A 14,691-nucleotide genomic window follows, 5' to 3' on the forward strand; every position below is an offset into this window, starting at 1 on the left:
CATGCAAATTAAAGATCGAAGTTCGATTCATGAGAATAAAGAGGTGGAGGCGTTTTGGAAGGAGCAATTATCTTCCGAAGTTCTCGATTTTTCTTTATTTAATAGCGGTTACCAATTAAATAAAGAAAATCCATACGAGCACGCTCAAGTCACAATGAATATAGAGTTTAGTAAAAGTATACAAAAAGTAAGTAAGTCCCAAGATCTATTATTATTTAGCTGGTTACAGGCCGCGTTAAGGATTTGTTTGGCGCATTATACAGATCAAGAAAAGATTACTATTGGTATTCCTGTACTCGAAAAGAATCTTGAACAAAGTGAAAATCCTAATAAATTGATTCCTTTAGGAAGTGAAATCCATCCGCATCACAGCTTCAAACAAGTAGTAAATCAGATTGAACAAACGACTTTATTCGGGTATGAAAATCAGGAGTATCCGCTCTCTGAATTATTAGTAAAACACAATGTAACTCTTTTTCAAATTGTTATTGGGATGGAAGGGTTACATAATAAAAATTCGATAGAAGAATATGCAGAGAATAATTTAGTGGTTTGGATACAAAGAAAATGGAATGAAATACATAATGAATTTGAATTTCAAATTTCTTTCAAATCTCATTCGTTTTCTTCTTTGCAACAGTTTGCAAATTCGTATCTTTATATTTTAAAGCAAGTATTAAAAAATCCGAATTTGGCAGTGAAAGATATTTGTATTATTGCAGAAGAAGAGAAAGAGTTGTTAGAAGGATGGAATAACAGTCAGACAAACATAGACTTGATTCTAACATTTCAAGATTTGTTTGAAGAACAAGTGTTAAAAACCCCAGATCAAATCGCTGTTGTTTGTAATGATCAATATTTAACATATAAAGAATTGAATAGGAAAGCAAATCAATTGGCTTCTATTCTTCAAAGTAAAGGTGTATCCAAGGAAAGTATTATTGGGGTTATGGTAGACCGGTCATTAGAAATGATCATTGGCATGATGGGAATTTTTAAAGCAGGTGCAGCATATTTACCAATCGATCCTAACTATCCAAATGAACGAATTGAATATATGTTACAAGATAGTCAAGCAAAATGTTTATTGAGCAAGCGAACGGAAGTAGAGTTACCGCAATTTGCTGGTGAAGTGCTGTATCTTGATGAGGAACATCTCTTCCAAGGTGAAGAAAGTAATTTAATTCGGGAAGGCGATCCTAATGATTTGGCTTATGTCATTTACACATCAGGATCAACAGGAAATCCAAAAGGAGTAATGGTGGAACAGAAATCTCTTGTTCATTTTTTAAGTGCAATGAGAGAAAAAGTAAAAGATAATCAATCATTCTTGTTTCTTGCTAGTGTTTCTTTTGATATTTCCTTGTTAGAAATATGTCTTCCTTTAACACAAGGCTCGAAAGTAGTCATTGCTACAGAGGACCAGTTTGCAACAAAAGAATTGGCTCATTTGGTCAAAGTACATAAGGTGGATTTATGGGAATCAACGCCATCGCGAATGGAAGTGATTTTAAGTGATCCAGAAGGGGTAAATTTTCTGAAAGATTTAAAATCTATTTTGTTAGCAGGAGAAGCATTTTCCATTGATTTGGTTGAAAAAATTCGATGCATCAGTGAAGCGACAATTTTAAATATTTATGGTCCTACAGAAACAACCATTTGTGCAACAGTAAAGGATTTGAGCTCCGCCAAAGAAGTTACGATTGGAAGTCCCAATCCGAATTATCATTCCTATATATTGAATAAGTATGGTCAATTAAAACCATTTGGAATTCCGGGTGAACTCTGTATTGGTGGCGTGGCGGTAGCACGAGGGTATCTTGGGAAATCTAAACTGACAGATGAAAAATTTGTACCGAGTCCTTTTACTGCAGGAGAAATGATGTATCATACGGGTGATCTCGTCCGTTGGTTGCCTAATGGAGAACTTGAATATCTAGGTCGAATGGATCATCAAGTAAAAATTCGGGGATATCGGATTGAATTAAGAGAAATCGAAAGCCAGTTAAGGGAATATCCACAAATAAAGCAAGCTATCGTTGTTGATCAAGTATATGGAAATAGGAAATTATTAGCTGCGTACTATGTATCCGATAATAAGGTCTCTTTTGATGAAATCAGAAAATATTTAAGTGATAAATTACCTGAGTTTATGATTCCTGAAAAAATGATTCAGGTGGAAGAGATTCCGCTGAATCCAAATGGGAAAGTAGATAGGAAAAGATTATTAGATATAACACAAACGGATTATATATCAATTCCATACGTTGCACCGCGCAATGAAATTGAACAAACATTGGTGCATGCATGGGAAAAAGTTATGGAGATTGAGGGAATCGGTATTCATGATAATTTTTTTGCTTTAAAAGGAGAATCGATTAAAGCACTTCAGGTAATTAATTTATTAAGAAAAGACTGCTTAAAAATAAGTACAACAGATTTTTTTAAGCATCCTACGATTGCTCAACTTAGTTCTTGTGTAGAGGTAGAGCATAAAGGGGAAAACTTTGAAAATAGACCAACTCATGTTAAAGATTTGTCTAAGTCATTTCCCTTAACAGAGGTTCAGACAGCGTACATGTTAGGGAGGAATTCACAGTTTGAATTAAGTGGTATTTCACCTCAAACATATTTTGAATATGAAACAAAATTGGATATTAATCGTCTTTCAAAAAGTTTTCAAAAGGTAATTCATCGTCATCCAATGTTGCGAGCTGTAATTTTACCAGAGGGAGAACAGCAAATATTACAAAGCGTTCCTGATTACGAGATTGAAATAGTGAGTCTCATAGATTTAGATGATAGGAATCAAAATGCTCGCTTACAAGAAGAACGTTCTCGAATGACTAACCATGTATTCCCTTTGGGGCAATGGCCTTTGTTTGAATTAAAAGCCTTTCTTTTAAAAGAAGACAAGTATTTATTATGTTTTCGATACGATGCTTTATTAATGGACGGAGCAAGCATGAACATAGTTGGACAGGATTTGTTGCATTATTATTATAAACCAAATCAAAAATTAGAATCTCTATCTTTTGATTTTCAAGATTACATGTTTATCTATGATGAAATGGAACAAAGCGAAGAATATAAAACAGCAAAAGATTATTGGACAAGTAAGCTTCCTGACTTTCCGTTTGCACCTTCTTTGCTGTTAAAAAAGGATCCGGCAGAGATTGCTACTCCTAAATTCCAATCACTTACTAAGATCCTGGACAATGAAAAATGGACAAAGCTACGAAAGTTAGCACAAGAGAAAGAGGTAACTCCTTCCGCTCTGCTTTGTACAATATATGGTGATGTGTTGGCATATTGGAGTAATCAACGTAAATTGGCAATTAATTTGACTGTATTTAACCGTTATCCGGTTCATGATGAAGTAGAACAGATTGTGGGAGATTTCACATCGCTTATTTTGTTGGATGTTGATGTAAAACCAGAGCAATCTTTCTTTACTAGAGTAAAAGAAACGCAATCTACTTTATTAGATGGCCTTGAACACCGTCATTACGATGGAGTTAACTTTATTCGAGATTTTACTCGATACCACCAAATGACGCCAAAAGCAGTTATGCCAATTGTTTTCACCTCGATGCTAGCAGGTGCAGGTGCGTTTGCTTGGGAACAACTTGGTTCTCTTCGCTATATTCATGCTCGGACTCCACAAGTGTATTTGGATAATGTAGTAATTGAAAAAAATGGAGAGTTATTAATTAGCTGGAACTATGTTGAAGAGTTGTTTGATTTTGATGTGATTGAATCAATGTTTTCCCAATTTGTTGACTTATTGGAACAATTGGTGAAACAAAGCGATGTAACATCTTTGCAGATGAAAAAATCGGATCAAACTTTAATTGAGCAATACAATGAAACAACAGAAAAAATACCTTTAACTACTCTATATCAATTATTTACAGACCAAGTAAAACGTACACCGGATGAAGTAGCGGTAGTTTTTGAACAAGACTACTTAACATACTCGGAACTTCATAAACGCTCCAATCAAATTGCGCATTTCTTAAAAGAGCAAGACATTGGTCTAGGTGACAAAGTGGGTCTTTTAGCAAAAAGACAAGTTGACACAATTGCTAATATGCTAGGTATTTTAAAAGCAGGTGCCGCTTATGTTCCGATTGATCCCGATCATCCTTTAGATCGCCAAACATATATTTTAAAAAATAGCTCATGCAAACTTTTATTAGAACCTAGTCTTTATGAAGAAAAACATTTGTCATTATATACAACAGAAGATATGCCCGCTATTGCTGGTCCAGAAGATCTTGCCTATATCATATACACTTCAGGAAGTACAGGGAAACCAAAAGGAGTAATTATTACTCATCAAGCGGTTGCAAATACCATTCAAGACATTAATCAAAAATATCAGATAAATGAAGATGATCGTATTATTGGTATCTCTTCCATGTGTTTTGACCTATCTGTATACGATATTTTCGGAACGTTAAGCACAGGTGCAATGTTGGTAATGATTCGTGATCCAAGAAACATGCAAGAATTAATCCGTACCGTCGAGCGTAGAGGAATTACAATTTGGAATACAGTGCCTGCAATCATGAATTTGGCATTGGAGCAAGTAGGTTCTCATTTTGAACATTCTTCCTTGCGTTTAGTTTTACATAGTGGAGATTGGATTCCACTTTCTTTACCAGAAAAAATAAAACGACATTTTCCGATTGCAGAAGTAGTTTCACTAGGAGGGGCAACAGAAGCATCGATTTGGTCAATTTATTATCCGGTCAAACAAGTGGAATCACATTGGAATAGTATTCCATATGGGATGCCCTTGGCAAACCAAACGTATTATGTGTTGAACTATGAAAAGAAAATGTGTCCTGTTGGTGTAATTGGAGATTTATATATCGGGGGAGTGGGCCTTGCTAAAGGATATTTAAATGATGAAAAGAAAACAAATGAAGCGTTTGTGTCACATCCTGATTTTGGTCTTATATACAAAACAGGAGATTGTGGAAAAATGCATTCTGAGGGATATATTGAATTTTTAGGCCGCCAAGATTACCAAGTGAAAATTCAAGGATATCGAGTAGAGTTAGAAGAAATCTCTCATTGTCTTCTAACTTATAAACAAGTCGAACATGCTGTCGTAATTGATCAAACAGATGAGAACGGAATAAAATTTTTAGTTGCGTATGTGGTAACTGAGCAAAATATTAGTACAACAGAACTACGAAAGCATTTGCGAGATCACTTGCCAGATTACATGATTCCTTCTTATTTTGTTTATTTGGAACAATTACCCTTGACTCCAAACGGGAAATTAGATAGAAAAGCGCTCCCTACTCCAGAGAAACAAAAAAATGAAGTATTTATTGCTCCAAAAACTGAAATGGAAAAAATATTAACTAGTATTTGGCAAGAAGTACTCAAAATAGATCAAGTTGGAGTAAATGATCATTTCTTTGCCTTAGGTGGAGATTCGATAAAAGCGATTCAAGTGTCCGTCAGACTGTATCGACAAGGATTTGAGCTTGAGCCAAAAAATCTATTTTCATTTCCTATATTAGGGGACATGATTCAATTTGTTAAAAAGCTAGACCATTTTTCAAGTTCACAGACAAATGATGTAAACATAATGAACGATAATAAAGCTACATTACTAAATGTTAAAGATAAACAACTTAATCAACATACTCTGACCAAAATACAAGAAAAAATGCCGGATATAAAAATAGAACGTATTTACCCATTAGTACCTTTCCAGAAAGTTATTTATGAACATGCTGCGACCGAACCGGATACAAATGCATATTTTGAACAAATAATTTGGTCACTTGAGGGGGAACTGGATATTGATCTCTTTATTCAGTGTTTCCAACAATTAATTAATCGTCATGATTCTTTAAGAACAATAATTGTGCAAGATGAACAAGCACAACCTTGGCAAGCTGTTCTACATGATGTTCAAATGATTTCAGAGATAAAAAAATTGGTTGATATGACGAAACAAGAACAGCAACAATTCCTAGACCAGTGGATGAATGAAAATTTAAGTCAAGGATTTAAAAATGATGAACTCATGAACCGTCTCTGTATATTCCAACTAGGTAATAAGGAGCATAAGGTGGTTTGGAGTTCCCATCATCTATTATGTGACGGTTGGAGCGTCAGCATTTTAATAGACGAATTATTCCAACTCTATGAAACAAAAAATGCCGGAACTATGGCGGATTTACCTATTGTAAAACCTTTTGAAACATTCATAAATTGGACTGTAGCACAAGATCATGAGAGAGCACGTCATTTTTGGCGCGATTATTTATCAGGGTACAATCGGAAAATTAGTATTCCTAAAAAGAAAGTAATAACTCAAAGTGAAGGGTTAAACTTCACATTTATGGATTTAACATTAAATAAGAATTTGAATAGTCAGTTACAGGCATTTGTAACTAAAAACAATATAACTATGAATACGGCATTACTAGCTGTATGGGGAATATTGCTTGGCAAATACAATGGAACGAGAGAAGTAGTATTACCTAATCTCGTATCAATCAGACCTCCCGAAGTAGACGGAATTGAAAATATGTTTGGTCTGTTCACAAATGTTTTGCCTATCCGACTAGCATGGACAGAAACGCAAACTTTTGTAGATTTCCTGCAAAAAGTACAACTAGAAACATTGAAGTGTAATGAGTATGCATATTATTCATTTGTTGATATACAAAAGCAAAGTGAATTAAAAACCGAGTTGACTGACCATCTTTGGGTTTTTGAAAACTATCCAACTAACCAAGCTATCTTCTCTTCAAATGAAAACAGAAATTTTGCTATCACAGATTACGAAGTTGTTGATGAGCCGCATGTAAAGTATGGAATTATGTGCTTCCCTGAAGAGACACTTACAATAAAGTTTGGATATAATCAAACCGTATATGAAGCAGCAACAATACAAGAAATATTGAATCGCATCCATCAGTTAATCAACATGATTCTTCAAAATCCAATACAGGCAATCGGTGAATACAAATTATAAAAAATAAAAAGGCGAGAAAGAACTCGCCTTTTTAAATAGAATAGGGGTAAACCAAATGACAAAAAACCTGCAGTTATCAGCCGAAGAGATGCGTCAGTTAGGATATCAAGCGGTTGACTTAATTGTTGATCATATGAATCATTTAAAAAGTAAACCAGTTTCGGAAACGATTGATAGTAATATTTTTAGAGACAAGCTAATTGAAACGATTCCGGAAAACGGATCCAATCCAAAAGAGTTACTTCATTTCCTTAATAACAATGTGTTTAATCAAATTACTCATGTGGATCATCCTCATTTTATGGCTTTTGTGCCCGGTCCTAATAATTATGTTGGTGTAGTAGCAGATTTTTTAGCAAGTGGATTTAATGTATTTCCTACAGCTTGGATAGTAGGTGCAGGTGCTGAACAAATTGAATTAACGACAATCAACTGGTTAAAATCAATGCTAGGATTCCCTGATTCAGCAGAAGGACTATTTGTCAGTGGCGGTTCCATGGCTAATTTGACCGCACTTACTGTAGCGAGACAGGTCAAGTTGAATAATGACATAGAAAATGCGGTTGTGTATTTCTCTAACCAAACTCATTTTTCTGTAGACCGAGCACTTAAAGTATTAGGGTTTAAACATCATCAAATTTGCCGAATTGAAACAGATGAAGAGCTAAGAATTTCAGTTAGTACTTTAAAAAAGCAAATAAAAGAAGATCGATTAAAAGGGAAAAAACCATTCTGTGTTATCGCTAATGCAGGGACAACGAATTGCGGAGCGGTGGACTCTCTCGATGAATTGGCTGATCTATGTGGTGATGAAGATGTATGGCTACACGCGGATGGGGCTTATGGGGCTGCAGCAATTCTCAGTGAAAAAGGAAGGGAGTTATTAAGAGGAATTCATCGTGCTGATTCTTTGACGTTAGACCCGCATAAATGGCTTTTTCAGCCTTATGATGTTGGTTGTGTACTCATTCGAAATAGCCAATATTTAAGTAAAACGTTCCGTATGATCCCAGAGTATATTAAGGATACGGAAACTAATATAGAAGAAAAAGTGAATTTTGGGGAGCGTGGAATTGAACTTTCTCGTAGATTTAGAGCATTAAAGGTATGGCTTTCTTTTAAAGCATTTGGAGTTACAGCTTTTCGTGAGGCAATAGATCATGGCATTATGTTGGCTGAACAAGTTGAAAAGTTTTTAAGGAAAGAAAAAGATTGGGAAGTAGTAACACCTGCCCAGTTAGGGATTATTACTTTTCGTTATATTCCTTGTGAGGTAACATCTACAGATGCAATTCATGCCATAAACAAAAAACTGGTGGAAGAAATTAATCAAAGAGGATTTGCTATGCTAAGTACGACTAGATTGAAAGAAAAAGTAGTAATTCGACTTTGCTCTATCAATCCAAGGACAACAATAGAAGAAATGCTTCAAATCATGATGAGCATAAAAGCAGTGGCAGAGGAAATAAACACTTCATCTAAACATCTTATATCTGTTTCTCAGCCTTGATATATTAGGTAAGTTTTACGTAATAATAGCCGATTTAAAAAAATCGGCTATTATATTTAAATAAATACTCACCAATGTAAACTATTCATGAATGTTTCTCTTGTAAAGGGATTAAGCTTCAACCTTAGATACTCTTTTGAAACCAGTTTTTATTGCTTGTACTATTTCGTTCACAGCGTAAATAGATACATCGGCATTTGGATTCAATCCTTCAAACCAGTGATAGGCATTTGGATATAAATGAAATTCGACATCAACACCAGCTTGCGCTAGATTGCTTACATAGGTTAATGTTTCACTGCGGAATGGATCTAATTGACCAACAAATGTGTAGGTATATGGTAAGCCACTATAATCCTCAGCTCGAGAAGGTGCTGCATAGGCAGGGATTTGATCCGTTCCATACATTTTTCCTAAATACATTTTCCAACCAGCTTCATTTGCCTTTTGATTCCAAACAAATCCCTCTTTAATTTCATTGGCCGAAGGTGTATTATTTCGGTCATCAATCATTGGATAGAGTGGCATTTGCAAACAAATTGAAGGGTATTTTCGATCTCGGGCTAATAATGACAGTGCTGCTGTTAGTCCACCACCTGCGCTCACACCAGCAACACCAATTCGATTCGAATCAATGTTTAATGACTCTGCATTATCAGCAATCCATTTTAAAGCTGCATAACAATCCTCAATTGGTGCTGGATAAGAATGTTCAGGAGCCAAGCGGTAGTCTACAGATACGACCACGCAGTCAGCTTCTTTTGCAAACCTCATACAAGTATCATCGTTATCATCTATAGACCCTAAGACATAACCACCACCATGTATCCATAATAAAACAGGTGAAAATTCATTATTGGATTTTGGACGATAAATTCTTAATGGTAACGGATTATCATCAGGTCCAACAATGACTTCATCTTTTAACGAAAGGGATTCATCAACAACGGTAGGTGGTCTCATTTGGGCTATTCCTTCTCTGATTGATTGCAAGTTTTCCGGGCGTAAATCGAGATCTGGAAACATCTCTAACCCTTGTAATAATTCTGGATTTACTCTATTTTTCATTTTAGCACCTCTATTTGTAATTGTTTTCAAATAAATGAAGTGTATTCTAAGTAGTTTAATTGTGAAAGAACACCACAATTAAATTGTAAATTGAATATGTTATAACGGTCAACAGAATATTCGGAAATTAAAACCTTTCTCAAGAAGGAGTTTCACGCAACCAATAATATAAGTAGTGGATTTAGGAACAAAGTGTTTTCATGTCGTTGTATTTATGTACACTTAGTTTTCTAACTAAACCAAGTGATGATCTTTTTTATTTTAATGACATATTGCAAATGATACCTGTTCGAATTCATACTCGGTAAGAATTCATACATTTGTATTCCTTAAATGAAGGTTGATTAATTTTGGAATTGTATAAGAGTTATGTCTTACTTTATTAGTAGCTTCTTTAATAACTGTATGAAGTTCATCCGCTGAATCATCTTTATTTCCAGCTACATGTTTAATTCCATTCTCTCCGCAATATGCTTTCACAATTTCCTCATCTGTATTGATGATACAAAACTTTGCAATAGGACTTTAACTAACTACATATAAACTCCTTATATCTCTAGATAAACTACCGATTAGCTCCATATAAACTCTAGATAACTAAGCTATCAAGGAGGTAAGAAAAAATGAATTTTATGATTAGTCTTATCGAAAATATCTCCTCAACTTCACAAATGATTATTTATATTGTATCGATTGCAGGTGCGATTATGTGAATGTTCCTGAACCACCATACACCGCTGTATAAGGGCTCTTACCAGTATAATAAGTATCAGGATTAAACGCCACTTTAGATTCTTCAGTAAACATGAAAAATGACAAAACTGTAAGAATGCTCGAATGTTTGTAAGAAAGTTCGATGTTTTCCTTTGTCTTTTTTTATTAAAGTGAAAAAGAGGAAAGCGTTCTCATGAGAGATTGATATTTTTAGATGCGTACAATAACCAAAACTATTCATGTAATGAAGGTGTATGGCAATCAGTAAAACACCTTACTAAAAAGGAGGGATTTGAAATGTCTTTTTCTCAATTCAATATTGATATTTTTCGAGCAATTAATGATTTAGGTAAACAATATTCATTCCTAAACTCAACCATGGTATTTTTGGCAGAATATATGGTATATATTTTTGCTTTAATTATTTTAGCTTATTGGTTTAACGGGGCCAGAAAAAGTAGGGTGTTGATTATTCAAGCGATGGTTGCTTTTGTAATTGCTGAGGTGATTGGAAAAATAGCGGGGAAATTTCATCTGAATTATCAACCGTTTGCAGTATTGCCTGATGTGAATAAACTTGTCGAACATGCTGTAGATAATTCATTTCCTAGTGACCATACGATACTCTTTTTTTCGATTTGTTTTTCATTTTGGCTTGTTCGTAAAAAAACTGGATGGTTATGGCTTATACTTGCATTTTGTGTAGCAATTTCCCGTATTTGGGTAGGGGTTCATTATCCTTTTGATGTTGCAATAGGGGCTTTAATAGGATGTGTTTCAGCATTGTTTTCTTATTGGTTAATACCGAAATTTTCTATTATCAATCAATTGCTTACTCTATATGAAAGAGTAGAGAAACATGTTTTACCATCCAAAAACAATTCAAAGGAATTTTGAGTATAACTCTTTCTCATCCTCATTACTATTTTCCACAAGTTGAATGGATCGAGACATTCAATGTACCTATTCATATACATGAAGACGAAAAGGAATGGATATGAATAGGTAATAAGATAATTTATTACCTGGACGTATGATTTAAATACAGTCCCGTTAACATTTTAATGTATCGTTATTGCAGAATTAAACTTACAATCATAATTAAACTAAATAGTATCATCCAACCAAACGCACAATAGCCTAAGATTCTAATCCATTTTGGTAATTGATTCATGTTAACTTTATTTGTGGGAACTCCTTGCATAAAAAACATCATTTTTTGATCTCTATCCCTATTATTTTGTTGTTCATACATAATATCATCACCTTTATAGAAACTTTGTATTTGTAGTATATCAGTCTGAAGAAAATTATGTATAAGAACTAGTTTGCATCTTATGTGGTGAATTTTATAAATATTGAAAAAGAGCCCTGCATAAATGAGGGCACTGAAAAACTCCACTTTATAAGAAAAAGGATCCCACCACCTACTATATACAGGTGATGGGATCCTTTTAAAATTCAACATATTGATAAAATGCGTGTTATTTTTTCAAAGTAACCACTTTTTCAGTGGCCTCACATAAATAGGACTCTTTTTCTTCAATTATTAACTTACTGGATATGCATTAGAACCAAGATAACGTTCTTTTATAATTTGTAGATGATGAAGCTCATGACCAGCGATGATGTATGCTAATGCACGAACTGTAACTTCAGATTTGTTCGCATTTCCTCTTTGTAACCAAGCGTCTTTATCTAAACTTTTAAGTAAATGTACGGTAGATTGGCGAACTACTATTAAATTCTCAAGAAGTTCTTGCATAGATTGCTTGTTGAAAGTAGCTTTAAGAACATACATGTCATCGTTATACCCTGGAAGTTCTGCTTTCTCGCCTCGAGCGATAGATAGCAATCGATACGCCATAATACGTTCTGTATCCGCTATATGACCGATTACTTCTTTTATACTCCATTTAGTAGGAGCATATCGGAAAAGTCCCTCACTATCAGAAATCTCCTTTAATAAAAGATTCGTTTCCTTTATTTGTTGTTCTAGAATATGTATGATATTTCCGTCTGATACCAAGTTAATATACGTTGCATAATAGGGGTTATATTCACTTGCTTTTGGTCTTATTTGCATACAAATCATCCTTTTTTAGTCTTTAATTACAGCTTATCATAAAAGTGTTTCAAATTAATCTGAAAATTTTAAATTGAAATTAAAAACTCCACCTGCTACCGAAACTAAAATATTGTATTTTTCTAAGGGATTTACAAACTTACATAACAAGTTGAAATAGTTTGCTTTTACATTAAATAATAAACAGAAAAAGGACATTCGATTTTACACTTAGAATATCGTTCTTTACAAGTTCTTTGAAATTAATTGCTTTTTCGTGTGTTTCTGATGATAACTAAGAAATATAGAAAGGTTGTGAAATTATTTGATGGGTTATAAAGCGATGCTGTTTGATTTAGATGATACGTTACTTGATAGGGATAAGGCAGTAGATAACTTGTTTTTATTAGTTTTAGAAAAATGTTATGAGGATGTTAGTGATACAGTCAAAAACAATATGTTACAGAAATTCAAAGAATACGATAAAAGGGAATACGGCATTAGTAATAAAACGATAGTTTTAGAATCATTATTTGATGAATTCGCGCCAAAATATAGATTGCCACACAATTATATCCAAGATTTTTGGAATGAAAATTTCCCTAAATGTTTTTCAATAGACCAAAATACTATTCATTTCTTAAATCAAATAAAAAGGCACTTTAAAGTTGGAATTATAACAAATGGCTCAACGCAGAGGCAAACGGCTAAAATAATTAACACGAATTTAAACAATCACTTTGATACAATCATTATTTCTGAAGAAGTGGGAGTTAGTAAACCTGATAAACGTATATTCGAACTAGCATTAAATAAACTAAATGTGCAACCAGAAGATGTATTATTTGTTGGGGATGACTTAGAAAAGGATATTGCTGGTCCTCAAAATGCAAATATAAAAGGTGTGTGGTTTAACCCTCAGAAAATCAAGAATACTACCAAAATACAACCATATGCCGAGATTAACACTTTGGATAGTTTGTTAAGTTATGTTACTCCACAATATTTTTATAACAAGTAAAAGCACTTTCATATATATATTCAAAAATATAAAAAAGAGAAACTATCATTAATTTCATTGACCGTATTAGTAATAAAAAATAGATATTTACAATAAAAAATAGTGGCGATTTTAATAGTTGCGGCTAATTTAATCTATGGTTAATACAAAGTTTTTTAAAATAATTTTACTCATACTGTGTAAATTATAAAGGGGTGGGACTATGGAAATAAAGAAAGTAGTAATCGATGGAATCAATATTGCGGTCATTAGAAACGATAAGGTATTAATATCGGATGTTCAGTCTGCATTAGATACTATGGCAACAGTTCAATATGAGGTAGATGCGAAACATATTATTATCCATAAATCTTTAATAAGTGAAGATTTCTTTGATCTAAAAACACGGCTTGCGGGCGATATCCTTCAAAAGTTTATAAACTACAAGGTAAAGATTGCTATTGTTGGAGATTTCTCTATGTATACTAGTAAAAGCTTAAAGGATTTTATTTATGAATGTAATAAAGGGAATGACATTTTTTACTTAGCAACTGAACAACAAGCAATTGAAAAACTAAGTACATTAAAGTAATAATTATATCCTGCTAAATTCCCCCATTTCACTTAGTTCATGATTATATACGATATAGAAGAACTGATGTTTGTGGTAAACTAAGAGATGAATAAAGGGGGAGTTTTCTTGAACAATTTTAATAATATAATCCAAAATTTAAATAATATAGTTTACAAACCTAACAACTTAATGATTACGAATCTAAAAGAAGAAAAGCAAAACGCAGAATATGCAGGATGTTTATTCCATTTAAATAACAAAACCATTCGTTTTAGAAAATCAAAAGTTACACCTAATAAAATTGGTCAATTTGTTTCTTTTTGGGAGAAAGATGAAAATATGCGAAATAGAGCTTTCTCTTATGAAGCTGCTCCTGATTTATTAGTAATCACTTGTATTGCTGATAATAAACTAGGACAATTTATTTTTCCTAAAGAGATCCTTCTTAAAGAAAAAATATTGAGAACACAAAGTCAAACAGGGAAAATGGCAATGAGAATTTATCCTGTTTGGGATACCACTGCTAGTAATCAAGCTAAAAAGAGCCAAACGTGGCAACTTCAATATTTTGTTGATTTAAGTGATAGTAATAGTTTGCCTATAGATAAACTATTAAATTTATATTCGTAGCTTTTGGTTTGCCACAAAAAGAAGTGATTACAAAAAAACATGTGTAATGACGCCTCCTATGTGAATCGTAATTTTTGTACCGGTACAGTTAAATGAAATGTACGTTGTTACAGTGCCC

At 33.5% G+C, this 14,691-nt stretch carries 10 protein-coding genes and 1 pseudogene; 7 read left to right on the plus strand and 4 right to left on the minus strand.

Annotated elements, in window-relative coordinates:
* The first annotated feature begins 1 nt into the window (after position 1).
* Positions 2-7,012 carry an amino acid adenylation domain-containing protein gene (locus ACUN0F_RS19650; RefSeq protein WP_445539991.1) on the plus strand — a complete coding sequence of 2,337 codons (7,011 nt, stop codon included), beginning with the start codon at positions 2-4 and terminating at the stop codon, positions 7,010-7,012.
* Positions 7,013-7,067: 55 nt separating this feature from the next.
* Positions 7,068-8,522, plus strand: coding sequence for a pyridoxal phosphate-dependent decarboxylase family protein (locus tag ACUN0F_RS19655; RefSeq protein ID WP_445539992.1), 1,455 nt, complete (start codon positions 7,068-7,070; stop codon positions 8,520-8,522).
* A gap of 111 nt (positions 8,523-8,633) precedes the next feature.
* Here the strand turns inward: ACUN0F_RS19655 and ACUN0F_RS19660 are convergent, their stop codons facing one another.
* Together ACUN0F_RS19660 and ACUN0F_RS19665 are read right to left on the minus strand one after the other, a co-directional pair.
* Positions 8,634-9,590: an alpha/beta hydrolase gene (locus ACUN0F_RS19660; RefSeq protein WP_445539993.1), complete on the minus strand. Its 957-nt coding sequence runs from the start codon at positions 9,588-9,590 to the stop codon at positions 8,634-8,636.
* Positions 9,591-9,902: 312 nt separating this feature from the next.
* The gene (locus ACUN0F_RS19665; protein WP_170968830.1) at positions 9,903-10,070 is read right to left on the minus strand and encodes a hypothetical protein; all 168 of its coding nucleotides are present in this window, start codon (positions 10,068-10,070) and stop codon (positions 9,903-9,905) included.
* Between the two features lie 531 nt (positions 10,071-10,601).
* On the opposite strand from ACUN0F_RS19665, the gene ACUN0F_RS19670 reads away from it, so the two are divergent.
* Positions 10,602-11,201, plus strand: coding sequence for an undecaprenyl-diphosphatase (locus ACUN0F_RS19670; RefSeq protein ID WP_264461459.1), 600 nt, complete (start codon positions 10,602-10,604; stop codon positions 11,199-11,201).
* Positions 11,201-11,302, plus strand: a pseudogene (locus tag ACUN0F_RS19675) (hypothetical protein); the annotation flags it as partial. The gene ACUN0F_RS19670 and the pseudogene ACUN0F_RS19675, both read left to right, overlap by 1 nt.
* 74 nt (positions 11,303-11,376) lie before the next feature.
* On the opposite strand, the gene ACUN0F_RS19680 reads toward ACUN0F_RS19675, so the two are convergent.
* Positions 11,377-11,559 carry a hypothetical protein gene (locus tag ACUN0F_RS19680; protein ID WP_137036328.1) on the minus strand — a complete coding sequence of 61 codons (183 nt, stop codon included), beginning with the start codon at positions 11,557-11,559 and terminating at the stop codon, positions 11,377-11,379.
* Between the two features lie 294 nt (positions 11,560-11,853).
* On the minus strand, positions 11,854-12,390 hold the full coding sequence (locus tag ACUN0F_RS19685) for a DinB family protein (protein WP_137036329.1): 537 nt from the start codon (positions 12,388-12,390) through the stop codon (positions 11,854-11,856).
* Between the two features lie 307 nt (positions 12,391-12,697).
* On the opposite strand from ACUN0F_RS19685, the gene ACUN0F_RS19690 reads away from it, so the two are divergent.
* From ACUN0F_RS19690 to ACUN0F_RS19700, 3 genes are all read left to right on the plus strand, one after another.
* The gene (locus ACUN0F_RS19690; protein ID WP_137036330.1) at positions 12,698-13,390 is read left to right on the plus strand and encodes an HAD family hydrolase; all 693 of its coding nucleotides are present in this window, start codon (positions 12,698-12,700) and stop codon (positions 13,388-13,390) included.
* Positions 13,391-13,592: 202 nt separating this feature from the next.
* Positions 13,593-13,961, plus strand: a complete 369-nt coding sequence (locus tag ACUN0F_RS19695) for a DUF4180 domain-containing protein (protein ID WP_000403464.1) — start codon at positions 13,593-13,595, stop codon at positions 13,959-13,961.
* A gap of 87 nt (positions 13,962-14,048) precedes the next feature.
* Complete coding sequence (locus tag ACUN0F_RS19700; RefSeq protein ID WP_264461460.1) at positions 14,049-14,573, plus strand: MepB family protein; 525 nt, start codon at positions 14,049-14,051, stop codon at positions 14,571-14,573.
* The last annotated feature ends 118 nt before the right edge of the window (positions 14,574-14,691 follow it).

It is taken from the genome of Bacillus sp. 1A (genome assembly GCF_052682215.1).

Coding starts and splice junctions, on each gene's coding strand:
- ACUN0F_RS19700 (WP_264461460.1), top strand. CDS start 14,049: ATGAATAAAGGGGGAGTTTTCTTGAACAATTTTAATAATATAATCCAA.
- ACUN0F_RS19695 (WP_000403464.1), top strand. CDS start 13,593: ATGGAAATAAAGAAAGTAGTAATCGATGGAATCAATATTGCGGTCATT.
- ACUN0F_RS19690 (WP_137036330.1), top strand. CDS start 12,698: ATGGGTTATAAAGCGATGCTGTTTGATTTAGATGATACGTTACTTGAT.
- ACUN0F_RS19660 (WP_445539993.1), bottom strand. CDS start 9,590: ATGAAAAATAGAGTAAATCCAGAATTATTACAAGGGTTAGAGATGTTT.
- ACUN0F_RS19685 (WP_137036329.1), bottom strand. CDS start 12,390: ATGCAAATAAGACCAAAAGCAAGTGAATATAACCCCTATTATGCAACG.
- ACUN0F_RS19650 (WP_445539991.1), top strand. CDS start 2: ATGCAAATTAAAGATCGAAGTTCGATTCATGAGAATAAAGAGGTGGAG.
- ACUN0F_RS19655 (WP_445539992.1), top strand. CDS start 7,068: ATGACAAAAAACCTGCAGTTATCAGCCGAAGAGATGCGTCAGTTAGGA.
- ACUN0F_RS19680 (WP_137036328.1), bottom strand. CDS start 11,559: ATGTATGAACAACAAAATAATAGGGATAGAGATCAAAAAATGATGTTT.
- ACUN0F_RS19670 (WP_264461459.1), top strand. CDS start 10,602: ATGTCTTTTTCTCAATTCAATATTGATATTTTTCGAGCAATTAATGAT.